The 26771-nt window shown below is 46.1% G+C and carries 30 protein-coding genes, 4 tRNA genes and 1 other RNA gene; 26 read left to right on the top strand and 9 right to left on the bottom strand.

The window, feature by feature from the left end; all coding sequences use genetic code 11:
* Window positions 1-8: 8 nt before the first annotated feature.
* Window positions 9-950 (bottom strand): hydroxymethylbilane synthase, encoded by a 942-nt coding sequence (gene hemC / locus ACMXYX_RS16650; protein WP_415897130.1) that lies wholly within the window; start codon window positions 948-950, stop codon window positions 9-11.
* Between the two features lie 167 nt (window positions 951-1117).
* Here hemC and argH point away from each other — a divergent pair, with 167 nt between their 5' ends.
* Window positions 1118-2512, top strand: coding sequence for an argininosuccinate lyase (argH, locus tag ACMXYX_RS16645; RefSeq protein ID WP_415897129.1), 1395 nt, complete (start codon window positions 1118-1120; stop codon window positions 2510-2512).
* A 75-nt stretch (window positions 2513-2587) separates the two neighbouring features.
* On the opposite strand, the gene ACMXYX_RS16640 is transcribed toward argH, so the two are convergent.
* Window positions 2588-3106, bottom strand: coding sequence for a glycine cleavage system protein R (locus ACMXYX_RS16640; protein ID WP_415882775.1), 519 nt, complete (start codon window positions 3104-3106; stop codon window positions 2588-2590).
* 53 nt (window positions 3107-3159) lie between these two features.
* Between ACMXYX_RS16640 and ACMXYX_RS16635 the strand changes: the two genes are divergently transcribed.
* Window positions 3160-4083 carry an AEC family transporter gene (locus tag ACMXYX_RS16635; RefSeq protein WP_415882774.1) on the top strand — a complete coding sequence of 308 codons (924 nt, stop codon included), beginning with the start codon at window positions 3160-3162 and terminating at the stop codon, window positions 4081-4083.
* 180 nt (window positions 4084-4263) lie between these two features.
* Window positions 4264-4389 carry a hypothetical protein gene (locus ACMXYX_RS16630; RefSeq protein WP_415882773.1) on the top strand — a complete coding sequence of 42 codons (126 nt, stop codon included), beginning with the start codon at window positions 4264-4266 and terminating at the stop codon, window positions 4387-4389.
* 13 nt (window positions 4390-4402) lie between these two features.
* On the opposite strand, the gene ACMXYX_RS16625 is transcribed toward ACMXYX_RS16630, so the two are convergent.
* The 4 genes from ACMXYX_RS16625 to ACMXYX_RS16610 form a co-directional block, all read right to left on the bottom strand.
* Window positions 4403-4990, bottom strand: coding sequence for a 5-formyltetrahydrofolate cyclo-ligase (locus ACMXYX_RS16625; RefSeq protein WP_415897128.1), 588 nt, complete (start codon window positions 4988-4990; stop codon window positions 4403-4405).
* Window positions 4991-4999: 9 nt separating this feature from the next.
* A non-coding RNA gene (gene ssrS / locus ACMXYX_RS16620) (6S RNA) lies at window positions 5000-5180 on the bottom strand.
* A gap of 126 nt (window positions 5181-5306) precedes the next feature.
* Window positions 5307-5624, bottom strand: a complete 318-nt coding sequence (locus tag ACMXYX_RS16615) for a cell division protein ZapA (RefSeq protein ID WP_415882771.1) — start codon at window positions 5622-5624, stop codon at window positions 5307-5309.
* Window positions 5621-5830 carry a TIGR02449 family protein gene (locus ACMXYX_RS16610; RefSeq protein WP_415882770.1) on the bottom strand — a complete coding sequence of 70 codons (210 nt, stop codon included), beginning with the start codon at window positions 5828-5830 and terminating at the stop codon, window positions 5621-5623. The genes ACMXYX_RS16615 and ACMXYX_RS16610 overlap by 4 nt, the downstream gene beginning before the upstream one ends.
* A 135-nt stretch (window positions 5831-5965) precedes the next feature.
* Between ACMXYX_RS16610 and ACMXYX_RS16605 the strand changes: the two genes are divergently transcribed.
* From ACMXYX_RS16605 to ACMXYX_RS16555, 11 genes are all read left to right on the top strand, one after another.
* A complete protein-coding gene (locus ACMXYX_RS16605) occupies window positions 5966-6577 on the top strand; it encodes a UPF0149 family protein (protein WP_415882769.1) in 612 nt (203 codons plus the stop codon).
* The gene (gene pepP / locus ACMXYX_RS16600; protein WP_415882768.1) at window positions 6577-7893 is read left to right on the top strand and encodes a Xaa-Pro aminopeptidase; all 1317 of its coding nucleotides are present in this window, start codon (window positions 6577-6579) and stop codon (window positions 7891-7893) included. Before ACMXYX_RS16605 ends, pepP begins: the two co-directional genes overlap by 1 nt.
* Window positions 7890-9137, top strand: a complete 1248-nt coding sequence (gene ubiH, locus ACMXYX_RS16595) for a 2-octaprenyl-6-methoxyphenyl hydroxylase (RefSeq protein ID WP_415897127.1) — start codon at window positions 7890-7892, stop codon at window positions 9135-9137. Before pepP ends, ubiH begins: the two co-directional genes overlap by 4 nt.
* 9 nt (window positions 9138-9146) lie before the next feature.
* Window positions 9147-10427: a UbiH/UbiF/VisC/COQ6 family ubiquinone biosynthesis hydroxylase gene (locus tag ACMXYX_RS16590; RefSeq protein ID WP_415897126.1), complete on the top strand. Its 1281-nt coding sequence runs from the start codon at window positions 9147-9149 to the stop codon at window positions 10425-10427.
* A 213-nt stretch (window positions 10428-10640) separates the two neighbouring features.
* Complete coding sequence (gcvT, locus tag ACMXYX_RS16585) at window positions 10641-11753, top strand: glycine cleavage system aminomethyltransferase GcvT (protein ID WP_415897125.1); 1113 nt, start codon at window positions 10641-10643, stop codon at window positions 11751-11753.
* A gap of 41 nt (window positions 11754-11794) precedes the next feature.
* Entirely contained in the window at window positions 11795-12187 is a 393-nt protein-coding gene (gene gcvH, locus ACMXYX_RS16580) for a glycine cleavage system protein GcvH (RefSeq protein WP_415882764.1), read from the top strand.
* An 83-nt stretch (window positions 12188-12270) separates the two neighbouring features.
* Window positions 12271-13467 (top strand): class I SAM-dependent rRNA methyltransferase, encoded by a 1197-nt coding sequence (locus tag ACMXYX_RS16575; protein ID WP_415882763.1) that lies wholly within the window; start codon window positions 12271-12273, stop codon window positions 13465-13467.
* A gap of 32 nt (window positions 13468-13499) precedes the next feature.
* Window positions 13500-14537, top strand: a complete 1038-nt coding sequence (locus tag ACMXYX_RS16570; protein WP_415906294.1) for an NADP(H)-dependent aldo-keto reductase — start codon at window positions 13500-13502, stop codon at window positions 14535-14537.
* Between the two features lie 118 nt (window positions 14538-14655).
* A complete protein-coding gene (locus ACMXYX_RS16565) occupies window positions 14656-15063 on the top strand; it encodes a CBS domain-containing protein (protein WP_415882761.1) in 408 nt (135 codons plus the stop codon).
* Window positions 15064-15238: 175 nt separating this feature from the next.
* Window positions 15239-16144 carry a polyphosphate kinase 2 gene (gene ppk2, locus ACMXYX_RS16560; protein ID WP_415882760.1) on the top strand — a complete coding sequence of 302 codons (906 nt, stop codon included), beginning with the start codon at window positions 15239-15241 and terminating at the stop codon, window positions 16142-16144.
* Window positions 16145-16162: 18 nt separating this feature from the next.
* Window positions 16163-16387, top strand: a complete 225-nt coding sequence (locus ACMXYX_RS16555; RefSeq protein ID WP_415897124.1) for a phosphatase — start codon at window positions 16163-16165, stop codon at window positions 16385-16387.
* Between the two features lie 64 nt (window positions 16388-16451).
* On the opposite strand, the gene ACMXYX_RS16550 is transcribed toward ACMXYX_RS16555, so the two are convergent.
* On the bottom strand, window positions 16452-17105 hold the full coding sequence (locus ACMXYX_RS16550; protein WP_415897123.1) for an HAD family hydrolase: 654 nt from the start codon (window positions 17103-17105) through the stop codon (window positions 16452-16454).
* Between the two features lie 136 nt (window positions 17106-17241).
* Between ACMXYX_RS16550 and ACMXYX_RS16545 the strand changes: the two genes are divergently transcribed.
* Window positions 17242-17733, top strand: a complete 492-nt coding sequence (locus tag ACMXYX_RS16545; RefSeq protein WP_415882757.1) for an RNA pyrophosphohydrolase — start codon at window positions 17242-17244, stop codon at window positions 17731-17733.
* A gap of 15 nt (window positions 17734-17748) precedes the next feature.
* Window positions 17749-20022, top strand: a complete 2274-nt coding sequence (gene ptsP / locus ACMXYX_RS16540) for a phosphoenolpyruvate--protein phosphotransferase (protein WP_415882756.1) — start codon at window positions 17749-17751, stop codon at window positions 20020-20022.
* 22 nt (window positions 20023-20044) lie between these two features.
* Here ptsP and ACMXYX_RS16535 read toward each other — a convergent pair whose 3' ends face one another.
* Window positions 20045-20815, bottom strand: a complete 771-nt coding sequence (locus ACMXYX_RS16535; protein WP_415882755.1) for an NRDE family protein — start codon at window positions 20813-20815, stop codon at window positions 20045-20047.
* Between the two features lie 84 nt (window positions 20816-20899).
* Between ACMXYX_RS16535 and ACMXYX_RS16530 the strand changes: the two genes are divergently transcribed.
* Both ACMXYX_RS16530 and lgt read left to right on the top strand, forming a co-directional pair.
* Window positions 20900-21700, top strand: coding sequence for a sulfite exporter TauE/SafE family protein (locus ACMXYX_RS16530; RefSeq protein ID WP_415882754.1), 801 nt, complete (start codon window positions 20900-20902; stop codon window positions 21698-21700).
* A gap of 10 nt (window positions 21701-21710) precedes the next feature.
* Window positions 21711-22487, top strand: a complete 777-nt coding sequence (lgt, locus tag ACMXYX_RS16525) for a prolipoprotein diacylglyceryl transferase (protein ID WP_415882753.1) — start codon at window positions 21711-21713, stop codon at window positions 22485-22487.
* Between the two features lie 50 nt (window positions 22488-22537).
* Here the strand turns inward: lgt and ACMXYX_RS16520 are convergent, their stop codons facing one another.
* A complete protein-coding gene (locus tag ACMXYX_RS16520) occupies window positions 22538-23389 on the bottom strand; it encodes a thymidylate synthase (RefSeq protein WP_415897122.1) in 852 nt (283 codons plus the stop codon).
* Window positions 23390-23511: 122 nt separating this feature from the next.
* Between ACMXYX_RS16520 and folA the strand changes: the two genes are divergently transcribed.
* The 8 genes from folA (at window position 23512) to ACMXYX_RS16480 (ending at window position 26768) form a co-directional block, all read left to right on the top strand.
* Window positions 23512-24015 carry a type 3 dihydrofolate reductase gene (gene folA, locus ACMXYX_RS16515; RefSeq protein WP_415882751.1) on the top strand — a complete coding sequence of 168 codons (504 nt, stop codon included), beginning with the start codon at window positions 23512-23514 and terminating at the stop codon, window positions 24013-24015.
* A 15-nt stretch (window positions 24016-24030) separates the two neighbouring features.
* On the top strand, window positions 24031-25005 hold the full coding sequence (birA, locus tag ACMXYX_RS16510) for a bifunctional biotin--[acetyl-CoA-carboxylase] ligase/biotin operon repressor BirA (RefSeq protein WP_415882750.1): 975 nt from the start codon (window positions 24031-24033) through the stop codon (window positions 25003-25005).
* Window positions 25002-25715 (top strand): type III pantothenate kinase, encoded by a 714-nt coding sequence (locus ACMXYX_RS16505; protein WP_415897121.1) that lies wholly within the window; start codon window positions 25002-25004, stop codon window positions 25713-25715. Before birA ends, ACMXYX_RS16505 begins: the two co-directional genes overlap by 4 nt.
* A 2-nt stretch (window positions 25716-25717) precedes the next feature.
* Entirely contained in the window at window positions 25718-26371 is a 654-nt protein-coding gene (locus ACMXYX_RS16500; protein WP_415906293.1) for a hypothetical protein, read from the top strand.
* 34 nt (window positions 26372-26405) lie between these two features.
* Window positions 26406-26481: transfer RNA gene (locus tag ACMXYX_RS16495), tRNA-Thr, on the top strand.
* 31 nt (window positions 26482-26512) lie between these two features.
* Window positions 26513-26596 (top strand) — tRNA-Tyr (locus ACMXYX_RS16490).
* Between the two features lie 11 nt (window positions 26597-26607).
* Window positions 26608-26682, top strand: a tRNA-Gly gene (locus ACMXYX_RS16485).
* A gap of 11 nt (window positions 26683-26693) precedes the next feature.
* A tRNA-Thr gene (locus ACMXYX_RS16480) sits at window positions 26694-26768 on the top strand.
* Window positions 26769-26771: the final 3 nt, after the last annotated feature.

The raw sequence follows: 26771 nt of genomic DNA, 5'->3' as shown, positions 1-26771 counted from the left end.
CTAAAGAGTTAGGCATCTGCTTTGTTATATACAGCGTCCAAAATCTCTTTAGCGCCTGCAGCTAATAGGCGATCAGCCAGTTCTACACCAATGGCTTCGGCATCAGCCGGAGCGCCGCGTTGTTCGTCGCGTAGAATCAACGTACCGTCTGGTTTTGCAACTAGGCCACGTAGATATAGTTCGGAGTTGTCATCGTTCAGTGTCGCGTAGCAGGCGATCGGTACCTGACAACCGCCTTCAAGGCGCTTGTTCATTGCGCGCTCTGCCGTTACACGCCAAGCCGTTTCGGTGTCGTGTAGAGGCTTAAGAAGTGCATGCAGTTCAGCATCATCTGTACGGCACTCAATGCCTACAGCGCCTTGGCCACCTGCCGGTAGGCTGAAATCTACAGAAATTTCTGAACGAATACGCTCAGGCATCTCTAGACGAATCAGACCTGCAGAGGCAAGGATGATCGCATCGTACTCGCCTTCATCTAATTTACGTAGACGTGTATTGACGTTACCGCGAAGCCATTTGATCTTTAAGTCAGGGCGTTTTTCACGAATTTGCGCTTCACGACGTAGAGAAGAGGTACCGACTACAGCGCCTTGAGGTAGTTCATCAATGCTGTTGTAAGTATTAGAAACAAAAGCATCGGTTGGTTGTTCGCGTGGGCAGATCACGGCCAAACCTAAGCCTTCTGGAAACTCCATCGGTACATCCTTCATGGAGTGAACCGCGATATCAGCTTCACCGGCTAGCATTGCTTCTTCTAGCTCTTTTACAAACAGACCTTTACCACCCACTTTGGCTAGCGGTGCATCTAGAATCTTGTCGCCTTTAGATACCATGCCGAGTAATTCGACCTTAATATCTGCGTGATGGCGTTCTAGCTCGGCTTTTACATATTCTGCCTGCCATAGGGCCAATGGGCTTTTACGGGTAGCAATGCGGATGGTTCTGCTCATAAAAGTAGTCTCAAATACGGCATATTTAATATTTGTTGCCGATTGTAGCAGATTGCAGGGCGCGATATAGACACCTCAAGCGAAAGGGCGTGATATAATGTCGCGCAAATTTTGTGATATCGGCTAAAAATAGCTGATTAAGTCTCCGAGTAATTTGAGGTTTTCCCATGAGTGATAAAACTAACCAGCAGTGGGGCGGTCGTTTTAATGAGCCAACGGATGCTTTCGTTGCGCGTTTTACGGCTTCCGTTGAATTTGATCAGCGTATGTATCTGCAGGATATTCGCGGTTCTATTGCTCATGCGAAGATGCTGACAAAAGCAGGCGTTCTTACAGAAGAAGAGCGTGACGATATTATCCGTGGTCTTGGCGAAATTCGTGTCGAAATTGAGCGTGGCGAATTTGAATGGTCAATTGAGCTAGAAGATGTACACATGAACATCGAAGCGGCTTTGACTAAGAAAATTGGTATCACAGGTAAGAAACTACACACGGGTCGCTCTCGTAATGACCAAGTGGCGACCGACATTCGTTTGTACCTACGTGATGAGATTGATCTAATCTTGGCTGAAATTACGCGCCTACAGCAGGGCCTATTAGGTATTGCTGAGCGTGAAGCTGATACGATCATGCCAGGTTTTACGCACCTTCAAACAGCTCAGCCTGTGACCTTTGGTCACCACCTGCTTGCGTGGTTTGAGATGCTAACGCGTGACTTCGGCCGTTTCGAAGATTGCCGTGAGCGCGCCAACATCATGCCACTAGGTGCTGCAGCACTTGCGGGTACGACTTACCCGATTCAGCGTGACCTAACTTGCGAGCTACTTGAGTTTAATGCTCCGGCTGAGAACTCTTTGGATGCTGTATCTGATCGTGATTTCGCGATCGAGTTCTGCTCCGCGTCTAGTATCTTGTTGATGCACCTAACGCGTATGTCTGAAGAGTTGGTTCTATGGACATCTGCTCAGTTTGATTTCATCAATCTGCCAGATCGCTTCTGCACAGGTTCTTCAATCATGCCGCAGAAAAAGAACCCAGATGTACCTGAATTAGTACGTGGTAAGTCCGGTCGTGTTTACGGTCACTTGATGAGCTTGCTAACGTTGATGAAGTCTCAGCCACTGGCATACAACAAAGATAACCAAGAAGATAAAGAGCCGCTGTTTGATGCAATCGACACAGTGAAAGGTTGTCTACGTGCATTTGCTGATATGGTGCCTGCGCTTGAGTCTAAGAAAGACAGTATGCGTGAAGCAGCGCTTCGCGGTTTCTCTACAGCGACTGACTTGGCGGATTACCTAGTGCGTAAAGGTATGCCTTTCCGTGATGCTCACGAAGTTGTAGGTAAATCTGTAGCCTACGGCATCGAGCAGAATAAAGATCTAGGTGAAATGACGTTGGAAGAGCTTGTTCAGTTCTCCGATACGATCGAGCAGGATGTATTTGAAGTGCTAACGCTTGAAGGTTCTGTAGCAGCACGTGACCACATTGGTGGTACAGCGCCAAATCAAGTACGTGCAGCAGTGAAGCGTGGTCAGGCTAAATTGGATGCGCGTGGTTAATAGCTCATCTTAGAAATAAAAAAACGCGCTGCCTTGAGAAAGGTAAGCGCGTTTTTTGTTTGTCTGCGGTATGGTTTATTTATCTAAGCTGATATCAACCATTAGATCGCTAGCAATATTTTCTAAATCCTGTTGCAGCTCATCTAAGTCTAGGTCGCTAGATGCGAGTAGCTCAGCTTCTGCTTTAAACAGCAATTCAGCCGACATAGAACCAGACACGAGTTCTGTGTTTAGGCGTTCAACGTTTACGTGGCGTTTAGCTAGTGCGCTAGAAATATCACGCACGATGCCAGGTTTGTCATGGCCAACCAACTCAAGTTTAAAGTGCTGAGATGCGCCAGTGACTTCTGGTGCTGAAGACTGTTCAACTGTTACCTTCAAGCCTTGAGCGTCTAGCGCTGTTAGCGCTGCAGTTAATGAGGCTGCTTTATCTTCAGGAACTTCGGTGATTAGAATGCCGGCAAACTTTCCAGCTAATCTGGACATACCGGATTCTAGCCAGTTGCCGCCATTTTCAGTAATGGTTTGCGCTAGCATTTCGACCAGACCTGGTTTATCAGGACCGATGACGGTTAAGACAAGAGATGTCATCATTGTAGGCTCCACTCTGTACATCATTATTAACTTTATAAGATCACTATAACACTATGATCGAAATTATCAGTGCTCTATGGCCGGTATTTGCACTTATTTTATTAGGTTATGCGGCGAGAAAGAGCGGATTTCTAACCGATGACTTTTGGGGGCAGGCGGAAAAGGCCACTTACTTTGTACTGTTTCCTATTTTGTTGGTGTCCCGTTTAGCCAGTACAGATATGACTGCTGTTCCTCTGGATCAGGTGGGGTTGGCTGTTGTGTTGCTGGTTTTGGGTGGTAGTGTGTTGGTCTTTTTGGCTAAACCGTTCTTGAAGGTCGATGCTGCCGGGATTACCTCCATTTATCAGGGTGGAATTCGCTTTAATGTCTATGTGGGCTTGGCTGCTTCGGCAACCTTGTTTGGTCCTCAAGGAGTAGTGGTAGGTGCAGTGGTAATGGCGCTAATGATCCCTTTGTTGAATTTCTGCTGTGTGCTGGTCTTTTCCTACTTTACTCGTAGAACTCAAGATTTTAAGAGCGTGTTGTTAGCGTTGTTAAAGAACCCCCTTATTGTCGGAAGCTTGTGTGGTCTGTTGTTAAATCAGACGGGGGTAGGTTTTCCGGATCTGCTGATGCCTATCGCTGAATTCCTCGGTCGTATGGCTCTGCCATTGGGGCTGTTATCTGTAGGAGCAGGACTGAGCTTTAAGGTCCTAATGAAAAGTGGCCAAGCGCTAAGTGTGACCTCGTTGATCAAGCTGTTATTAATGCCGTTATTGGCCTTTCTGATCTGTGTTGTATTGGGGCTGCCAAATGCTGAAATTATCTGGTTGTACGCGGCCTTACCAACGGCTGCATCCTCTTATATTCTGGCGCGTCAGCTTGGTGGGGATGTGCAAATGATGGCTGCCATTATCACCGGACAGACACTTTTCTCGATGTTAACCATACCTTTTATGATGATTTTTCTTAATTTTCTGCAAAAAAGTTTATAAATCAGTAGGTAATTGGCTCTTTTTACAATTCTGGATTAAAATAATTATGTAACTGGCCGATAGTTTTATTGCCCCATGATTTATAAGGGGTTGCAAAAAACTGTATTTATGAAAAACTACGGCCGGGCATTAAGTAAACGAGCGTTTGTTTAATGTGTGGTAAACCTTATAGGCAGAATAATGAAAAAAGGTCCTGATCTGGTTCTAATCTTGGTAGTCGTGTTTGTACTAGGGTCTGTAATGACCGGCGTATCGCATGCAGATTTCCAGTTTGCTTCCCTGTTTGAGCAAGTCTTTAACAGTTAAGCTTTCAATTGCGTTATAGATAGCTTCTGCTATCAGTAACAATCGATGTTAGAGGGATATCCCAGCTCTCTACAGGTAACTCTTCTACTCTCTGAATTTCATGCGCCAGCCCGATAAGGCTTGGTCCTTTTATGCTTTTCTTCAGATTTTTAAAGCCGAATGTGCGGTCATAGTATCCGCCGCCCATGCCCATACGATTGCCTTTTGCATCGAAGGCGACTAGAGGTAGCAAAACTAAATCTATCGCCCAAGCGGCTCTGCGTTTGTGCGGTTGCAGTTTAGGTTCACGGATACCGTAGATATTCTTAATCATCGGCGTTTGGTTTGTGTACGGCGTAAACCATAAGCGATTATGAAGAATAGGGTGCAATACCGGTAGGTAGACTTTCTTGCCTAATTTCCAGCAGTAGTGAATCAACGGTTCAGGGTTTATCTCACCATCGTTAGGTAAGTAGATAGCGATACTCTTAGCGCGTCTGAAATCTGCGCGGGTGCGTATATTCTTTAGCAAACCTTGTGCGGCTTGTTCCTGTTGTAGAGGAGTTAAAGAGCGTCTGAGTTGACGAATACGCTGGCGGAGTTGTTTGCGTTGTTGAGTCATTGTGAAATGAAGATCCCCAAGGTGCCGGTGTCGGATATGGCCCTGAACCCGAAGGTTCAAGGAGGTGGTTACTGAGTATCATTAGGCTTTCCGGTAAATCGGACATGCACACCAGAAACTACGAGCAACCCCCAAAAGTGTGATTATCGGCTCGAGGGACGTAACCAACGGTCGAACACCCCAGGGCATGTTTTTATTATACCCTTTATGATGCCGGTGTCAGGACTTGTAATAAAAATATTTTCTGCTAGGTGGTGCTGTAACTGGCTGTTAAATAAACACTTTTCTTAAGTTGAAAAGTTTTCAAGGACAGTGGTTAACTGTCCGAGTCAGCAGTTTGTGTTTCGTTGATTAACGCTTGATCAATTTTGTTGCCAAGGTGACGTAGGCGTTCTTCAATATTGCTGGTGTTTGCTTGCTTCGATTGTAATAACTCATGAGCCAAGTTGAGCGCTGCCATCACTGCTATCCGCTCAAGTCCTAATACTTTGCCTGTTTTTCTGATCTCTAGCATTTTCTCATTAAGAAAGTCTGCGGAAGCCAATAATTCAGCTTCTGCGTCAGCCGGACAGTTAAAATTAAACTCTTTGTCGAGCAGAGTAATAGTGACAGGTTGGGATTCTGGCTGGCTCATTTGTTTTGCTCCAACGCTTTAAGTCGCATGATCATCGCTTGAATTTTGGATTGCGTTTGTTCGTTGAGCTGTACTAGTTGAGCACGCTCCTCTTTAAGCTGTTGTTCACGGGCACGCAGCTGAATATTTTCCTGATTTAGTTGTTCGCAGCGTTCCAGAAGTTGATCGATTTTCTGTTCCAGCGCGTTAAAGTAATGCTCAGTCATGCAGAAAGAATGCCCCTAAAGCTAAATTATTCTCAGCAGGACTATAATCAGCCCCTGTCTGTGGGTCAATGACGCTGCACAGGAAGTGTTGAAATGCTAGGATTAACAGCACGATATTATTGATGGATTCGATTCATGTCTTTAGAAAATGTACCTGTAGATCTACCCGATTTTGAACTTATCGCAAATATGTTTGTAGAGGAGGGGGTGAGAGCTGTTTCACCTTCAGAACTCCACGGAGTTATCTCGGGACATTTAGCTGCGGGTGCACGTTTAAAACCAGCGGCGTTGGAGAAAATTGTTAATGAATTGCTCGATATAGAATCGCTCTCTCAAGATAGCAGTAAGTCTGTGGTGACGAATCTTTACACCGCTACGCTTGGCTGTATGGAAAGTATGGATCTGGAGTTCGATATGGTGCTTCCAGATGATGAGGATGAGATCTCTATGCGTGCTGAATCGCTAGGGCGTTGGTGTCAGAGCTTCCTAAGTGGATTCGGTCTCTATGGCAAACATACAGATGCCAGCTTATCGCCTGAAGCGAAAGAGACGCTAAATGACCTTGGTCAAATCGCACAAATCTCTTCCGATCTGGAAGAGCTTGATGAAAACGAAGCTGATCTGATGGAAGTTCAAGAATATGTGCGTATGGCTGTTTTGATGCTGTTTACCGAGTGTAATAAAGCGTTAGAAAAGAAAGAAAAAGAGTTTGCTAAAGCTAAGCCAGAAAACAACAGGTTGCATTAATGAAGATCGGTCTTGATCAGTTTGTCGCACGTCGTGCTGCGTTGATGGCGCAGATGTCACCGGGCAGTATCGCGATTATTCCTTCTGCGCAGATGAAGCAGCGCAATAGCGATGTTGAATATCCATTTCGTCAGGATAGCAACTTTTACTATTTAACAGGTTTTAACGAGCCGGATGCTGTGTTGCTATTGATGCCGGGTCGTACAGATGGTGAATCGGTGCTGTTCTGTCGTAATCGTGACAAGCTGATGGAGATCTGGAATGGCTATCGTGCAGGGCCTGAAGGCGCTGTTAATGACTATGGCATGGATGAAGCCCATGCCATTGATGAAGTCGACGATATTCTACCGGGCCTATTAAATGGCGTTTCTCGAATTTACTACTCCATTGGTAAAGATGAAGAGCTTGATCAACGCGTTCGACACTGGCTTAACCTGATTAGGGCAAAAGTACGCCAAGGGGCAGTTGCGCCTTCTGAATTGGTGATGCTGGATTGCCTGTTACATGAAATGCGCTTGATCAAAGGCGATGCAGAAAAAGATATGATGCGTCGTGCCGGTGAGATCTCTGCGCAGGGGCATATCAAGGCGATGCAACTGTGTAAGCCCGGCGTGATGGAATATCAGTTAGAAGCGGAGATCTTGCACCACTTTGCGATGAATGGCGCACGCCAGCCAGCGTACTCGACGATCGTGGGTGGCGGAGCAAATGCTTGTGTGCTGCACTACATCGAAAACAGCGAACCGCTCAATGACGGTGATCTGGTGTTAATTGATGCCGGGTGTGAGCTAGATCATTATGCCGGCGATATTACACGTACTTTCCCTGTAAATGGTCGCTTTAGTCTAGAACAAGCGGCAATATACGAACTGGTTTTGAAAGCACAGAAAGCTTGTATTGAATTCGCGAAACCAGGTGTTTTGTGGGAAGCCGTACACGAAAAGTCGGTAGAAGTGTTAACCGCAGGACTGATTGAGCTAGGTTTGCTATCGGGTACCTTGAGTGAAGAGATCTCAGCGGGTCGCTACCGTGATTTTTATATGCACCGTATTGGTCATTGGTTAGGTATGGATGTTCATGATGTTGGCGATTACAAAGTCGATGGCGAATGGCGTCCGTTAGAGCCTGGTATGGTGATGACGGTGGAACCAGGGATCTATATCGCTGCGGACAACGAAAATGTTGAACCTCGTTGGCGCGGTATTGGTGTACGTATTGAAGACGATATCTTGATCACTGCAGAGGGGAACGAAAACCTTACTGCAGCTGTGCCGAAAGAAATTGCAGAAATTGAAGCGTTAATGGCAGCAAAATGAAACAGCACTATGACATTGTGGTGATCGGTGGCGGCATGGTGGGCGCGAGTTTAGCTTGTGCTCTTCTGCCAGCGAGTGAACAGCTTGATCTGAATATCGCCGTAATTGAAGCCTTTCCTATGCCTGAGAAAAGTGCTCTGGAGTATCAGCCAAGCTATGATTCCAGAGCGACGGCATTGGCTTATGGAAGCCGTTCTATCTACGAAGTCATGGGTATTTGGCCAACGCTAAAAACGCATTTAGCACCTATCAAACATATTCACGTTTCAGATAAAGGTCATTTTGGTGTAACGCGTCTGCATGCAGAGCAGGAAAGAGTGCCTGCGCTGGGTTATGTGGTCGAAAACCAATGGCTCGGACGCGTGTTGTTAGATCGTTTACAGCAGGATGATGCGAAGCGCATTGATTTTATCTGCCCTGCAGAAGTGACAGATGTTCAGTATGGCTCTGACCAGATGGGCGTCACCCTAGAAAAAGAGGGTGAGACGCATCAGTTAACGACTGAATTGGTTGTGATGGCTGATGGTGGCCGTTCCTCATTGCGTGAAGGGATGGGTATGAACTATAGCGAAACGACCTATGAACAACACGCTGTCATAGCCAACGTCAGCTTAGATCGCTCACATAATGATATTGCTTATGAGCGTTTTACCGATACGGGTCCTATGGCGCTATTACCGTTGGAAGAACAAAACGGTGAGCATCGTTGTGGTCTAGTTTGGACAGTGCCTAATGATCAAGTCGATGAAGTGATGGCGCTTGACGAAGCTGAGTTTATAGCGCGTCTACACGAACGTTTTGGTCATCGCGCAGGTAATTTTGTCAAAGTGGGTGAACGACATGCCTATCCTCTAAAACTGGTTTTAGCACAGGAGCAGGTGCGTCAGGGTTTAGTGGTCTTAGGTAACGCAGCGCATGCTTTGCATCCAATCGCTGGACAAGGATACAACTTGGCGTTACGTGGTGTTGTCGCTTTAGCTGATCACCTGATTCAAGCTCGTAAAGCGGGCGGTAATCTAGGTGACTTAAACGTACTTCAGGATTTCTACGAACAGCAACGACAAGATCAGCAGCGCACAATTGGGCTGAGCGATCAGACTATGAAGCTGTTTTCTAATAATAATATTCTGCTTGCTGCCGGCCGTAACCTAGGCCTGCAACTATTAGATATTTGTCCGCCTGCTAGAACCGTTTTTGCCCGTGGTGCCATGGGCTTAGATATGCCTGCTCCAGACCTGAAATAGAGATAGATCATGCCAGAAAATACACAGGCACAAGTGCTTAATTCAGATGTAGTTATTGTTGGAGCCGGCATGGTGGGAGTTACCCTTGCTGCGGCTTTGGCGGATGCCGATATTAAAGTCACGCTTTTAGAACAACGCGAAGGCGATATCAGTGGTTTCTCTGAGTTTGTTGAAGGCGCACAAGCCAAGGGCTATGACCCTCGTGTCAGCGCGCTTACCTGTGCCTCACAGCAGATCTTGACGTCTGTAGGTGCTTGGAAGTATATGCAAGATTATCGTCTAAGTCCTTACACTGAGATGGATGTTTGGGATGGCGAAGGGACTGGGCATATTCACTTTTCAGCGCGAGAACTGCATGAGCCGGCTCTAGGTCATATTGTAGAAAACCGTGTGACACTGGCGGGTTTGTATCAGGTTCTTCTAGAAAAACCTTCAGTAGAACTGATTACCGGTGTGACAGTGACGGAGTTATCTCCCCAGTCTGATCAAGGTCGTGCGGTGAAATTGAGTGATGGTCGTATCATTCAAGCGGATCTAGTGGTTGCTGCGGATGGCGCGTTATCGAAAACACGTCAACATGCGGGCTTACCGATGGTGGAATGGGATTATGGTCATCATGCCATTGTGACCACCGTTAAAACCGAACAGCCGCACCAAGCGACCGCTTGGCAGCGTTTTACCGAGGATGGACCGCTGGCATTGTTACCTTTGAGTAACGAAGAGGGCGACTACTACTGCTCGATTGTTTGGTCGACATCGCCAGAACATGCCAATGAATTGATGGCATTGCCAGATGAAGCGTTTTGCCAGCAATTAGGTCGTGCATTTGAGAACCGTCTAGGGGACATAGAATGGTGCGATCAGCGCAGTGTTTTCCCGTTACGACAGCGTCATGCTCAGCATTACATTCAGCCGGGTTTTGCAGCGATTGGGGATGCGGCACATACCATCCATCCTCTGGCAGGTCAGGGTGTGAACTTAGGTTTGTTAGATGCCGCTCAGTTAGCTGAAACATTGATGGACGCTTCGCGTCGAGGTGAGCCTTTAGGCGCTCAATCGGTGTTACGCAGATTCCAGCGCGAACGCCGTAATGACAATATTCAGATGTCCTTAGCTATGGAAAGCTTTAAACGTTTATTTAATACCAGACAGCCTTTAGCTTGCTTGGCGCGCAATATGGGCATGAACTTATTGGATAAACTATCGCCCGTTAAAAATCATATTGTGATGGATGCGATGGGGTTATCTGGTCGTTTGCCGCAATTGGCGCAGAGAAGCATTCAAGAATAATCGGCTTGGATAATCTGATCCGACCATAGTCGCAACCCTAGTTTGTCGTTCAAAGATTGAACTGTGAAGAGAATCCCTATAAATTGTCTTCCCTTTTTTTGTTTTTCAGGTCAATTGATTCGCTCTTGAGCTGAAAAGCAGTTGTTAAAGCCTAGCAAGACCTGTTTATGACGATAACAAGGCCTAAGCTAGCCCCTGATAAGAGTTAATAATATGGGTAGCAAAACTGCATTGTACGAAAAGCACCAAGAGATGGGTGCTAAGCTAGTCGACTTCGGTGGTTGGGATATGCCAATCCACTATGGTTCTCAGGTGGATGAGCATCACAAGGTTCGACAAGCTGCTGGTATGTTTGATGTCTCCCACATGACGGTTGTAGACGTTACCGGCACAGACGCTAAAGAGTATTTACGTTACCTGCTAGCAAACGATGTTGCTAAGTTGCAGGAAAAGGGTAAGGCGATGTACAGCGGCATGCTGAATGAAGATGCTGGTGTAATTGATGATCTTATTGTCTACCTAATGACAGAGCCAGGTGTTGCTGGCGAGTGGTTCCGTGTCGTTGTGAACTGTGCAACACGCGAAAAAGATTTACGTTGGATGTCTGACCAGACGGCTAGCTTTGATGACGTTGCGCTAACAGAACAGCCAGAATTGGCGATGGTAGCAGTGCAAGGCCCAGACGCATTAGCGTTGGCTAAACAAGCTGTAACAGAGTCCCGCGCTAACTTGATCGATCAGTTAAGTGTTTTCCAAGGTTTAGAGTCCGAAGGCTGGTTTATTGCGAGAACTGGCTATACTGGTGAAGACGGTTTAGAAGTGATGCTGCCTGAAGATGAGGTGGCAGATTTCTGGCAGGCACTCGCGGATGCTGGTGTTGCTCCGTGTGGACTTGGTGCGCGCGACACTTTGCGTTTAGAAGCGGGTATGAACCTATATGGCGCAGATATGGATGAAACTATTTCTCCGCTAGCAGCTAATATGGGTTGGACGATCGCTTGGGAACCGCAAGATCGTGTATTTATCGGCCGTGAAGCACTACAGCAGCAACGTGATGCAGGTGTGAGCCATAAGCTTGTAGGTCTAGTGATGGAAGCGCGTGGTGTATTGCGTGCACATCAGAAGGTTGTAGTAGACGGCATTGGCGAAGGCGAGATTACCAGTGGTACATTCTCTCCGACGTTGGGTTGTTCGATCGCTATGGCACGTGTGCCTGTGGGCACAACGGATACAGCTGAAGTGGATCTGCGTGGTAAAGGCAAGTTGGTGTCTGTACGTGTAATTCGTCCTTCTTTTGTCCGTAACGGCAAAAAAGTTTTTGACTAAGAATTCGATTTAAACAGGACCCATAGGGGTAGGAAATAAACATGAGTAACATTCCATCTGAACTGAAATACGTTGCTAGTCACGAGTGGATCCGCGTTGAAGGTGATGGCACCGTTGTCATCGGTGTAACAGATCACGCGCAAGACCTTTTGGGTGACGTAGTTTTCGTTGAGCTGCCAGAAGTCGGTGCTGAAGTAGAATCAGGTGATGAAACAGGTGTTGTTGAGTCTGTTAAAGCTGCATCTGACGTATACGCGCCGCTAAGTGGTGAAGTTGTAGCTGTTAACGAAGATCTGGAAGACTCTCCAGAGCTAGTTAACTCTGACCCATACGGTGATGGTTGGTTCTTCAAATTGAAGCTAAGCGACGCTGATGAGTTGAACGAACTACTAAGCGCAGAAGCTTACAACGATCTGTGCGAATCTGAAGCTTAAGTCAGATTTAGGGCCTCGGCCTGAGAAATAAATACCTTGTCCCGGCTATATGCCGGGACAGTTGTCTGTAAAACAGGAAAAACATGTCACTGCAAACTCTAAAACTAAACAGTGGGGCTGAACGCAGGCTGCGTGGTGGTCACCTTTGGATCTACAGTAACGAAGTGGATAACCGCGCGACACCGCTGAAGAGCTTTGAGCCGGGCCAGCAGGTTATTGTCGAAACTGACAAAGGCAAACCTTTAGGCGTTGCTTATGTAAACCCAAATACGTTGATTTGCGGTCGAATCGTCAGTCGTGATCTTAAATACACTTTGGATCGTTCCTTAATCATTCACCGTCTTAAAGTGGCGCTATCACTGCGTGAAAGCTGCTTTACTGATGATTGCTATCGTTTGGTGTTTGGTGACAGTGATGCTCTACCAGGTCTAGTGATTGATCGTTTCTACGATGTGTTTGTTGTACAGATCTCTACAGCCGGCATGGAAGCGGTGCTAGATGACATTATCGACGCATTGAACAAAGTGTTCACGCCGAAAGCGATTTTGCTGCGTAACGACGGCAAAATGCGCGATATGGAAGGCTTGGAAACCTACACAGAGATCATCCAAGGTGATATCCCAGAGCTGTGTCCGTTGATGGAAAACTCTGTACCACTGCTAGCGCCACTGCAGAAAGGCCAGAAAACTGGTTGGTTCTACGATCACCGTAATAACCGTGCTCAGATGCAAAAACATGTTGAAGGTAAGCGCGTACTGGATCTGTTTAGTTACGTAGGTGGCTGGGGCGCGCAGGCTTTGGCTGCTGGTGCTAATCAGGCGATCTGTGTCGATGCTTCCCACTTTGCTCTAGAAGTGGCTGCTGAGAACGCGCGTATCAACAATGCGTCTGATCGTTTCGAAGGCTTCCACGGCGATGCCTTTGATATTTGTAAGTCTCTGATTGCAGATAAAGAAAAATTTGATGTGGTTGTGTTGGATCCGCCTGCGTTTATTCAGAAGAAAAAGGATATTCGTAACGGTGAGCGTGCTTACTCCCGTATGAATAATTTCGCCATGCGTCTTCTGAAGAAAGACGGAATCTTGGTGTCTGCGTCATGCTCTATGCATCTTCAACGTGATCGCTTGATCGATATTATTCGTAGTAATAGCCGCGAATTGGATCGTAATGCTCAGATCTTTGATCAGGGGCATCAGGGTGCAGACCACCCGGTACATCCAGCGATTCCCGAAACGGATTACCTTAAATCATTCTTTGTCAGAGTTTTGCCATCGTCTTAACCTGACATCTGTTCCCAGATAGGAGCTTTACCATGCAATATCGTCAGCTAGGTAATACTGATCTCAATGTGAGTCTGATCTGTCTGGGAACTATGACCTTCGGTCGACAAAACACTGAGGTCGAAGCGTTTGAACAGCTGGATTATGCCTGGGCGCAAGGTGTCAATTTTCTTGATGCTGCTGAGATGTATCCAGTGCCTGTGGATGAGCGTTATCAGGGGCTAACAGAGACCTACATCGGTAACTGGATGAAGCAACGGAATAACCGCGATAAGGTGATCGTTGCAACAAAGGTTGCGGGGCCTGGAGATTTTGTCAGCTTTATCCGCCCTGATATGCATTTTGATCGCAAAAATATTCGTGAAGCGATCCAAGGCAGTTTAAAGCGTCTTCAAACCGATTATATCGACTTATACCAACTCCACTGGCCAGATCGCACCACTAATTTCTTTGGTAAGTTAGGCTATCAGCATGCTCCAGAAAACGATGGGGCAGCAATTTTGGAAACCCTAAACATTTTAAAAGAGCTGGTGGATGAAGGCTTGATTAGATATGTGGGTTTATCCAATGAAACGGCATGGGGAACCATGAAGTTTCTAGCTTATGCTGAGCAATTAGGCCTGCCGCGAGTTGTTTCCGTACAGAATCCCTACAATTTGTTAAACCGCTCCTCTGAGGTGGGTTTAACCGAGGTTTTGATGCGTGAGCAGGTGTCTCTACTGCCGTATTCACCAATGGCATTTGGTACCTTGAGTGGCAAGTACCTTAATGGCGCTCAGCCTGAGAAGGGCCGTTTAACCCTGTTTCCTGATTACACTCGATATCTGAATGAACAAGGTATAAAAGCGACTGAAGAGTATGTATCGCTAGCGCGAGCGCATAATTTGGATCCAGCTCAGATGGCGTTGGCTTTTGTTAATAGTCGTGATTTTGTCGCCAGTAATATTATTGGCGCAACGACCATGGGGCAGCTGACAGCCAATATAGACTCCGTAAACCTTAACCTTGATGAAGGTTTACTGGCGGAGATTGAAGCGATTCATGTCCGCTATCCGAATCCATGCCCATAGCTTTGGCGAATCGATCAAAAAGGGGAGCTTTAACAGCTCCCCTTTTTTGTTGTGAATTTGTCATTTTCGAGTTCTTTGCCAGACTGTAATCAGCAAGATAAAACAGGTGGGTAGGGTTATGTTACAAGTAAAAGATGCAATGTTTCCTGTGAATAAGCCGCTAAGTGCAGATATGCCCCTAGTTGAGGCGGTTTCTCATATTCTAGATTCTGGGTATTTAGGCTTACCGGTAGTAGATAAAAACTTGAAGGTGGTTGGCTTTTTATCAGAGTTTGATTGTTTGCCTTATTTAGTTACCGACAGTTATCACTGTGATAGCCACGAAATTGTTGGCGATATTATGCGTACCGATCCACTTACGGTTTCACCGGGATTGAGTATTGTCGATTTAGCTCAGCAGATGGGTTTGGATAAACCAAAAGTGTATGCAGTGGTTGAGCAGAATAAGCTAGTGGGTATCATCACGCGAAGCATGTTGATGCATGAGCTAAATGAGTCCTTGAAGCACTGTAAAGTGGTGGCTTAAGGGCTGTTATTCCGTGAAGGTTTAATCGGAAAGGGCGGGGATCATACCGAAGAATAATTATAGAGGGAACGTTAACTTTTAAAATACTAATGGTTGTTTGATCTATATCAGAAACTCCTGATGTAGTAGGCGCATAATCAGTAATACTGATTAACCGAACTAGAGAGGTAAGCCTATGAACCAGGAGTTACAGACCCCAGATGTTGATGTTCAAACTGCAGATGTGATCTTGCCACCGCAAGAAGAAATTTGCCCTACTGTACTGCTGGATCAGGAAGTTACTGATCTGTTTGAGTCCAGCGAATACCCTTACGATACAAAAATTTCCCGCAAAGAATACGAAAAGCGTAAAAAAGAGCTGCAGATAGAACTGTTGAAGATGCAGAACTGGGTGCGTGAGACCGGGCAGCGTGTTGTTATCCTCTTTGAAGGGCGTGACGCAGCCGGTAAAGGCGGAACCATCAAACGTATTATGGAGCACCTTAATCCCCGTGGTGCACGTGTGGTGGCGTTGGAAAAGCCGACCGAGCAAGAGAAAGGACAGTGGTATTTCCAGCGTTACATCAACCATCTTCCTACGGCTGGTGAGATAGTGCTGTTTGACCGTTCTTGGTACAACCGTGCTGGGGTTGAGAAAGTAATGAACTTCTGTTCGCCATCTGAGTATTTAGAGTTTATGCGTCAGACCCCTGATCTGGAGCGTATGCTGGCGCGAAGTGGCATCAAACTGTTTAAGTTCTGGTTCTCGGTAAGCCGTGACGAGCAGTTCCGACGTTTTCAGGCTCGCCGTGTAGATCCGTTGAAACAATGGAAGCTTTCTCCAATTGATTTGGCCTCTTTGGATAAGTGGGATTCATATACAGAAGCCAAAGAATCGATGTTTTTCTATACCGACACAGCAGATGCGCCTTGGACTGTGATTAAGTCTGACGATAAGAAGCGCGCAAGACTTAATGCAATGCGCCATCTACTTAGTCGTATGCCTTATCCGAATAAAAGTGAAGAGATTGATCTTCAGCCGGATCCGCAAATCGTCAGCAATGCCCAAGGGCAAATTGATCGTCACCCAGTGCATAAGTAAGAGTTAAGGAGTAAAACGATGACAATGAAACAAACTGCACATGCTCAACATGTTGTCTCGTCTTTTAAGGAGAGATTACCAACAGTAATGTGTAACGATATTGGTGAAGAGCATTTTGATGAGTTAGCACTGTTGATTGAGTCAGCGATCAGTGCGGCTGTTTTGGCAGAGATGGAAAAGGCTGCCGATAAGATTGATAAGTTAGCTCACGATGTTCGTCATTTTGCAGAACATTTTGATTGAGTTTTAACAGAAATAAAAAAGAGAGGCTATTGCCTCTCTTTTTTGTGCGGATGTTTACACCTGATCAACGTAGATCAAGCACAGGCCAAAGGTTGGCGTTGGCATGATCTTCCAGCGTTTCATCTGGGTTTACTGCGACTGGATGAGTTACTTTCTCCAGCAACGGTAAGTCATTGTGGGAATCACTATAGAAATAACTGCCTTCTAAATTGAAGTCATTATGTTTTAACCATTCATTCAGGCGCGTTACTTTGCCATCTTGGAAGCAAGGTATACCCGCAACTTTGCCTGTGTACTCGCCATCCACTTCTTCTGGGTCTGTTGCAATAATGTCGTCAACGCCCAGCTTGTCTGCGATAGGGCCTGTTACAAAGCGGTTAGTCGCTGTGATAATAAGCAAGTAATCACCTTGTTCGCGGTGGTTCTGTAGAAGCTCAGCCGCTTTAGGCAGCATAATTGGAATAATTTTAGATTCCATGAACTCTAAATGCAGTTTATCTAGTTCTGCACGTTGCATCTGAGCCAAAGGCTTTAGAGCAAAGGTAAGGAATTCGAAAATATCTAATCCGCCATTCTTATATTGCTCGTAAAAGTAGTCGTTTGCGCGACTATACTCATCGCTATCTACAATTCCTTTTTCGCACAGGAATTCGCCCCATGCGTGATCGCTGTCACCGGCAAGAAGAGTATTGTCCAGATCAAAAATTGCTAAGCTCAAAAGAGGTTCCTCAACGAATAAGATAGTGTCGCAAGGATAGGGAGGATATGCTTTGAATGCAATTGTCTGAAAAGGGATTTGCTGAGTATCAAAGAATTATGGAACAATAGCTGAAAAATAATTAGGAATAACTAAAGTGATTGATTCAGATGGGTTCAGGCCGAATGTCGGTATCATTCTGGCTAACTCGCTGGGTCAGGTCCTTTGGGCAAGACGAATTGGCCAAGATGCTTGGCAGTTTCCGCAGGGGGGAATCAATGAGGATGAAACCCCTGAAGAAGCAATGTATCGCGAATTAAGAGAAGAGATTGGACTTGCTGCAGAAGATGTAGAAATTGTTGCAGTAACCCGAGGTTGGTTGAGATACCGATTGCCCAAACGAATGATCCGGCGCAATTCGCATCCGGTATGTGTTGGCCAGAAGCAAAAATGGTTTTTGCTACGGATGTTAAGCGCAGATAGTGCGGTAAAAATTGATCACACTGAATCGCCAGAGTTTGATGGTTGGCGTTGGGTGAGCTATTGGTATCCGCTAGGACAGGTTGTGTCATTTAAACGAGAGGTGTATCGCAAGGCAATGCGAGAATTATCACCTAAACTATCGAGATTTAATGCCATAAATACCTAGAAGGAGAGACACTGAATGCTGGATGTGTTGAAGAAGATTGTACAGGAAGTCAGTATCGCGCCAGATTTGGACTCGGTACTGAATCTGATTGTGCGTCGCATCCAGCGTGCTATGTCCACAGAGGTTTGTTCTGTTTATCTATTTGATCCCGAGGATCAATGTTATGTTTTGATGGCGACCGAGGGTCTAAATCAAGAAGCGGTAGGTAGTGTTCGCTTATCTGCCGAAGAAGGCTTGGTTGGTATGGTGGTGGATCGTGCCGAACCGATTAACCTTGAAAACGCCTCTGAACATCCCGCCTACAAATATGTTGAGTCCACTGGTGAAGAGCGTTTTAACTCTTTCCTCGGTGTGCCGATTATCCATCACCGCGGTGTTTTAGGGGTCTTAGTTGTTCAGCAAAAAGCGCAGCGCCGTTTTGATGAGAGCGAAGAAGCTTTTCTGGTTACATTATCTGCGCAACTAGCAGGTGCGATTGCTCATGCTGAAGCCACAGGCTCTTTAGGTGCGATGGGTGAAGAGCCTAGTAGCGAGATTGTTAACTTACGCTTTGAAGGTGTACCGGGTTCTGCTGGCGTAGCTATTGGTTCGGCTACGGTTGTTGCGCCTCCTGCAGATCTGAATTCAGTTCCGGATAAAGTTGCCAAAGATGTAGAGCAGGAAATTGCGAACTTTGAAGCTGCGTTAAAGCTTGTTCGACGGGATATCAAAGTAGTTGGGCGCAGTTTAGCCCAGCGTTTACGTTCTGAAGAGCAGGCGCTGTTCGATGTTTATCTTCGAATGTTGGATGACAACGCTTTGGCTGGTGAAGTGGTTGCTCGAATTCGTCAAGGGAACTGGGCGCAAGGTGCGCTCCGTGAAGTTGTTACGGAACATGTGCGTCAGTTTTCGATGATGGATGATCCCTATCTGCGTGAACGTGCGACTGATATCAAAGATTTAGGGCGTCGAGTGCTCGCCTATCTGCAAGAAGACGCACCGGCGGTACTCGAATTTACCGATGAAACCATACTGGTTGCTGATGAATTAACTCCGGCGATGCTTGGTGAAGTGCCGAGCGAGAAGTTGGTCGGTTTAGTTTCTGTTCATGGCTCCAGTAATTCTCATGCTGCGATCCTTGCTCGTTCCATGGGTATTCCGACCATTATGGGAGCAGTGGATCTGCCCTTGACGCGTATTGATGGTCGAGAGCTGATTCTTGATGGCTACTCAGGTCGAATCTATGTTCAGCCGGGAGAAGATCTACTAACGGCCTACAGAGATATCTTGCGCGGTGAACAAGAGCAGGCTGCCGAACTTGAAGCGATTAAGGACCTTCCTGCGGAAACTACAGATGGTTTCCGTATGCCTCTTTGGGTAAATACAGGTTTGATCGCCGATGTGGCGCGTTCACTGGATCGTGGCGCAGAAGGTATCGGACTGTATCGAACCGAAGTGCCTTTCATGATTCGAGAGTTCTTCCCGAGTGAGCAGGATCAAGCACAGACGTATCGTAAACAGTTAGAAGCATTCCATCCTCGCCCAGTGACAATGCGTACCTTGGATATCGGTGGAGATAAGTCACTACCTTACTTTCCAATTGAAGAGGAAAACCCATTCTTGGGATGGCGTGGTATCCGAGTGACGCTGGATCATCCTGAGATCTTCCTTGTGCAAGTACGCGCAATGCTTAAAGCAGGTGAAGGTTACGGTAATCTACGTATCATGTTGCCGATGGTGACCAGCGTAGGCGAAGTAGAAGAAGCAAGTCGTCAGATTGATCGTGCAGTTAAAGAACTGCAAGATGAAGGGCATGATATAGAGCGTCCATTGGTGGGTGTGATGGTTGAGGTGCCGGCTGCTGTTTATCAGGTACGCCGATTTGCCCGTCGTGTCGATTTTATCTCAGTGGGTTCCAACGACCTTACTCAGTATCTGCTTGCCGTAGATCGTAATAACCCTCGTGTTGCTGATCTGTATGTTAGTTACCATCCCGCTGTTCTTAGGGCGCTGGTTTTCATTGCGCGAGAAGCCCATAAAGAAAACGTTACAGTGTCTATCTGTGGTGAATTAGCGTCTGAGCCAGGCGGTGCTTTGCTGTTGATGGCAATGGGCTATGACGTGCTATCAATGAACGCGACCAATCTGCCTAAAGTAAAAGCGGCAATCCGCCAAGTGAGTAAGGAAGATGCGGGTCAACTCCTGAAAGATGTGATGGCGATGGATGATGCTGATCGTATTCAGCAGTTTATCAATGAGCGTCTCACTGACTTGGGTATAGCGCTGCCAAAACAGCCGGTTGTTGTTTAGTCTGTTTTTTTCCTTGAGGTCGCTACCCTAAGGCTGGCAAAGTAAGTTGATACTCACTTCTTTTTAAGGGGCCATTATAGTCGTATCCTTGTTCGATAACTGTTGTGCAGCCATCGAGTTCTTGCAGAAGGAGCGTTATAGCCCGAGTGCCATAAGTCTCTGATCGAATAAAGCTAGAAGAGAGCTGTTTTTCCCATTCAAAAGGTACGCCGGTGTCCGGCAAGTTTTCGTCTGCAGCCTGTTGATCGTTAAGCATAATCTCAAACAAAGCCTGCTCAGAAATCATCTCATTTTCGATTTTATCTACTAGCGCCTGTTTTACTTGGGTAAGCTTTGGCCAAGGCGTGTCTAGAAGCGCATTACTCATTCCGTATACGCCGGGTTGTAATTGCTGCGTTTGGCCTCCGCGGTTAGAACTGTAGTACAGACCTGTTTTGTCCCCTGTAAGCAGATTAAAATCGCCGTATTGTGATTTTTCTTTCTCCAATTGCGCTAAATAGCTTTTCGCATCAGTAGAACCCGTTAAAAAATTGGCTGTAAGCTCACCGCGAGATTTTTTCGATTTGGCCATGTTGTTGCCATCACGAAAATTGGTAACGGCTGAGAACTTTCCTGCTTTATTGATGCCCAACCAAGTGCCCATCTGTTCTAGATCCCTTCCGGCAAGCACCTGAGTCTGATCGGGCCAAAAATGTATCGCTTGACTGGCTCTTTGATAAAACTCGTCGCGATTGGCGAGTAAAATCAGGGAGTACTTAGGGTGGGTCTTATACGCGAATGTTATTAAGCACATAGGTAATAGGCCATTAATTGGGTAATATAGCGATCGTTTTTATTGTAAGTGCAAATCGCACAAAGGCAGAGTAAAGGATAAAAGATGCTGATCACAATTCTTACCTACTTAATTCTAGGCGCAGCAGCAGGGGTTGTTGCAGGCTTATTTGGTATTGGTGGTGGTCTGTTGATCGTGCCGGTATTGGTCTTTTGCTTTGAATTGCAGGGGATGGCGCCTAGCGTGTTAACCCATGCAGCGGTTGCCACCTCTTTAGCGACCATAGTAGTGACTTCGATCAGCTCTACTATGGCACATAACAGCAAAGGTGCAGTCCGCTGGGATATTTTTAAGCCTTTAACAGCTGGTATTTTGTTGGGTGCATTTCTCGGCGTTAAAACTGCGGGGCAAATGACTGGTGAATGGCTACAAATTGCGTTGGGCGGCTTTGCTATTTTGGTTTCGATCCAAATGGCGTTGAACTTAAAGCCTGATGCGGGTGAAATATCGGCGAGTACCAAATCTTTTGTTATCTCAGGTGGTGTGATTGGTTGGCTTTCCAGTATTTTTGGTATTGGTGGTGGAACCCTGACAGTGCCTTATCTCACCTGGGGGCGAGTACAGATGCAACAAGCAGTGGCTACTTCAGCTGCCTGTGGTCTTCCGATTGCAGTAATGGCGGCGTTAACCAATGTTTGGGAAGGTTGGGGGAATGCTGATATGCCTGATTGGAGTGCAGGTTATGTCTACCTACCTGCATTTGCAGGTATTGTTTTGACCAGTTCTTATTTTGCTAAGTTTGGTGCTAAATGGGCGCACAGTCTGCCAGGACCAGTTTTAAAACGGATTTTTGCAGTCTTTTTATTCTGTGTAGGGCTGCGTTTCTTAATCAGTAATCTAGTTTAGGAGTAGTGCTGTGTGGGTTCATGATATCAACCCGATTGCATTAGATGTTGGGCCATTGCAGATTCATTGGTACGGCTTGATGTATTTGATCGGCTTTGCCGCAGCTTGGTGGCTAGGTGTAAGGCGAGCGCGTTTACCTGGTTCTGGCTGGACTGAAGAGCAGATATCAGATCTGATCTTCTGGGGTGCTATGGGCGTGGTATTGGGTGGTCGAATGGGGTATGTCCTGTTCTATCACCTTGATCGATTCCTGCAAGATCCGCTTTGGCTATTTGCTATCTGGGAAGGGGGGATGTCTTTCCACGGAGGTTTGCTCGGTGTTATCGCGGCCATGTATCTGTTTGGTCGTAAACACGGTAAATCCCTATTTACCATGACGGACTTTGTAGCGCCTTTGGTGCCGATTGGTTTAGGTGCAGGCCGTATTGGTAACTTTATTGGTGGTGAGCTTTGGGGGCGTGTTACCGATGGGCCTTGGGGTGTGGTATTTCCTCGCGGAGGTGATCTGCCTCGTCATCCTTCTCAGTTGTATGAATTTGCACTAGAAGGGCTTGTGCTATTCGTGGTGCTTTGGTGGTTCTCATCTAAACCGCGACCGAAAATGGCTGTTTCTGGATTATTCCTACTGCTCTATGGTTTGTTCCGATCTTTAGTAGAATTCGTGCGTGAACCGGACGCGCATCTTCAGTTTATCGCATTTGAGTGGCTAACCATGGGTCAGTTGCTTTCTTTGCCGATGATACTGCTGGGGATGTTGTTGGTTGGGCTCGCTTATAAGCGCGGATGAAATTGAGCTTAAAAAAGAGGCCAAATAGGCCTCTTTTTTTATTGTCTGATCTAAACCGAGAACGGATACTGAATTGGGTCATGGTGCTGATAACCATCAACTTCAAAGTCATCAACGGTTACCCATGTTTCTAAATCTTCCAGCGTTTTGATATCTGGATTGATTTTAAAGGTCGGTAACGGTAACGGCTCACGTTTAAGCTGCACATCACGCATTAGCTCGACTTGGTCTTCATAAATATGGGCGTTTACGATCTTGTGATACGCCTTACCCGGTTTATGACCGGTGATCTGCGCTACGATCGCTAGCAAGAAGTACACCTGCACCATATTAAACGTCAGACCTAATGGCACATCGCAGCTTCGCTGAGTGCTGTTTAGGTAAAGTGTATCGCCTAGCAGTGAGAAATGATGGCTATACATGCAAGGTCGTAAGCAGCCCATGTGGAAGGCGCCCGGGTGATAGAAGGTATAGATCTCACCACGGTCATCAATACCGTTTGATAGGTTATCCACAATTTTGCGCAATAGGTCGATACTGCCGCCATCGGGTTTTGGGAAGTTTCTGCCTACTTTTCCGTAGATGAAACCGCAATCATCTTCACCCTTTCGATATGGATTAGCTAGCCACTCAGCATTGTCGTTGGCATTGGCATCCCATGTTTTGGTGCCAATCTTGCGAAAATCTGCTGCGTTATCATAACCGCGGAGATAACCTAACATCTCTGCAATCGCTGATTTGTAAAAGCACTTGCGCGTAGTCACCATAGGGAACAGCCCTTGGCCGACGTCATAAGTTAAATCAGCATTAATGACGGTAAGGCAGCGTTTGCCTGTGCGTTTGTTTTCTACCCAAACGCCTTCATCGATAATTCTTTGGCACAGATCTAGGTATTGTCTCATTGGTTTGTGCTTAACCCTGTGTTTAAATTCAGTGAGATTATGTTACCGAATGTTAAGTATTTTTGGTAAGAATATAAAATGATGCTTAATATCTTAGCGATATAAGTCGATTAGGAGTTTCGATGAACTTAGCAATTATTGTTGCACAAGCTAAAAATCGAGTGATTGGCGTTAACAATAAGCTGCCATGGCACTTACCTGAAGATCTACGTTACTTTAAACAAGTGACTATGGGTAAGCCGATTATCATGGGGCGAAATACCTATGAGTCTATAGGCCGTCCACTACCTGGGCGCACCAATATCGTTATCTCTAGACAGGAATCTTATGCGCCTCAAGGTGTCAAAGTTGTTTCTAGCCTAGAAGCGGCTATTGATATGGCTGAAAGTGTAGCAATGATCGATGGTGCATCCGAGGCGATGGTCATTGGTGGCGGTCAGATTTATGCGCAAGCGTTAGAGAAGGCTGATCGTTTATATCTGACAGAAGTTGATGCAGAAATAGAAGGGGATGCTTGGTTCCCTGAGTTTGCGCGAGAAAATTGGAAAGAAGTGGGTAGAGAAGATTTCTCTGCAGAAGGACCTAACCCATACAACTATAGCTTTATTGTTTTAGATAAAATTTAAAGAAGGCAAAGTAGTATGACGCTCCGTTCGTTGTTGTCTATTCTAGCTGATGGCAAATTCCACTCCGGTCGAGAATTGGGAGAGGAAATTGGAATCAGCCGTAGTGCGATCTGGAAACATATACGCCGTATCGAAGAAAGCGGTCTTGAAGTCTACAGTGTTAAAGGGCGAGGTTATCGAGTCCCGGGTGGTGTAGAGCTACTGGATTATGAGCAGATTAAATCTGCTTTACGCCCAGAGGTTGCAGAACTAATTAAATGTCCAGAGATTCCGTTAACCATTGCCTCTACTAATGAGATGGCTATGAAGGAGTCTCAGAAGGGAGATTGTCATGGGCGTTTGTTTGTTGCTGAGCAGCAGACAGAAGGTCGTGGTCGACGAGGTCGCAGCTGGGTTAGCCCTTTTGCTCGCAATCTTTATTTCTCTTTAGTATGGCGATTTGAGCAGGGCGCTGCAGCACTTGAGGGTTTGAGTCTGCTGATCGGTCTATCTCTTGTTAAAGCATTGGAAGTACTCTCGGTTGATGGGGTTGAGCTGAAATGGCCAAACGACCTACTTTATCAAGGCAAAAAACTTGCAGGGATTTTGATTGAGTTAAATGGAGAAGCGTCCGGTCAATGCCAAGTGATTATTGGTGTTGGTATGAATGTGAATATGCCAAAAGAACAGGCTGAAGATATCGATCAGCCTTGGACCGATCTTAAAACTATTGCTGGCACTGATGTAAGCCGCAATCGACTATTAGCCGAAGTTATTAATCAGCTAGTAGTAAGGCTTGAAGAGTTTGAGCGCACAGGCTTTGCTGCATGGGTTGATGAGTGGCAGTCCTACCATGCTATGCAGAATAAAGAGATCGTATTGCAGGTTGGTGAGAAGATGGTAGAAGGTGTTTGCAACGGTATCGATACCTCCGGCGCACTGCTTCTACAAACGCCGTCTGGCGTGCAGGCTTTTCACGGTGGAGAAGTGAGTGTTCAGCGAAACTTATGATTCTTGAAATAGATGCTGGCAATACGTTTATAAAGTGGCGAGTGCTCGAACAGAATGGTGCTCGAGGTAAGCTGTTAACGCGAGAATTGAACGAGCAGTCAATTCCGGATAGCTGGCTACAAAAATTTTCAAAAATCAGAGTAACGTCAGTTGCAGGTAAAGAGATAAGCCTGCAACTGCAAGCAATTTTTCAAGCGCTAGAGCAAGTCGAGCCTTTATTTGCTAAAACAACAGCAGAGCAAGCTGGATTAAAAAATAGCTATGTCGATCCGGAGCGGATGGGGGTTGATCGTTGGTTGGCTATGTTAGCGGCCTTTAAAAAAGCGGGTGGCGCTTGTTGTGTGGTCGATTGTGGAAGTGCGATTACTGTCGATCACGTTGATCATAAAGGACAACATATAGGCGGTCATATCATTCCTGGTCTCAGGTTGATGCAAAAAGGCCTATTAGAAAACACATCTGAAATTCTTATCGATCATTCACTTAAGTCCTTTAATCCTCAGCCAGGCAAAGATACAAATTCAGCCGTGTCTAACGGAATTGATTTTGCGTTTGTTGCTTTGGCGGAAAAAATTGTAAAGGATCTAAAAATTGAGCATAGCGCGCTCTATATAACAGGCGGTGATGGCGAGCTGTTCTACAAGATGGCTGGATGCGGGCACCTAGAGCCTGATTTAGTCTTAGACGGTTTGGCTTGGGCGTTGGCTTAGTTATGTTTCGTTGGTTGTTTCTCTTTCTATTATTAGCCAATGCGGTATTACTGTTTTGGCATTCGATCCAGCTAGAGCCAGAGGCCAATAAAATCTCTGAGGCTCGCCAGCAGCTGAATACATTAAAGCTGGTTGCTGAGATGGATCAGGATGCTCTTGAAAGGCTGAAGGCTGAGAAGTCTAGCCGGCAAGAGTGTTTGTGGTTTACTGGTTTTGAAACCGATGTAAAAGCAGCTGCCGTGACGCAATTTATTGTCGGTTTAGGCGGTCAGGCTGAATATAAAGCGATAGAAGTAACTGTTGCTAGCTATGTGGTAGTGATTTCCTTACCGGAAGATCTAAAGAAACGCTTGGCTTTAATGGATTACCTGGAAAACAAGGTGTTAAGTGAAGTTGGTGACGAATTACTGGACTTTGAATACAGCCTAGAAGGTTATAGTAATAAAGAATCGGCTGTAGAGCAGGTAAAGGTACTATCGTCACTAGCAATTGATAGTCGTGTAGAAAAGCGCGAATCTACTGGAACTCGCTATGTTGTTGTAATGGATGCCTCAGGTGATCGAAATTTATCCAGTAAAATCAAAGAAATAGTCAAAGAAAACTATTATTTTATAAAAATTGAAAAAAAGTTGTGTAAAGGGGTTGCAAAGCCCTGATTCGGTGGTAACATACGCGCCACTTCATTGAGACGCCGGTATAGCTCAGTTGGTAGAGCAACTGACTTGTAATCAGTAGGTCCCGAGTTCGACTCTTGGTGCCGGCACCATCTCATAGGTCAGTGAAGTTTTGAAATTGTTGGTGAGGTTCCCGAGTGGCCAAAGGGATCAGACTGTAAATCTGACGCGTAAGCTTCGGTGGTTCGAATCCACCCCTCACCACCATTCACAGTAAGGCGGGTATGGTATAGTGGCTATTACCTCAGCCTTCCAAGCTGAAGAGGCGGGTTCGATTCCCGCTACCCGCTCCAAGTGAGACTAAGCTCAAGTAGCTCAGGGGTAGAGCACACCCTTGGTAAGGGTGAGGTCGGCGGTTCAATTCCGCTCTTGAGCTCCAGAA

The sequence above is a fragment of the Neptuniibacter sp. QD72_48 genome (assembly GCF_047778065.1).
Taxonomy (GTDB): Bacteria; Pseudomonadota; Gammaproteobacteria; order Pseudomonadales; family Balneatricaceae; genus Neptuniibacter.
Note: the sequence above shows the minus strand (reverse complement) of the source record. Positions and strands in the feature narration are given on the sequence as shown.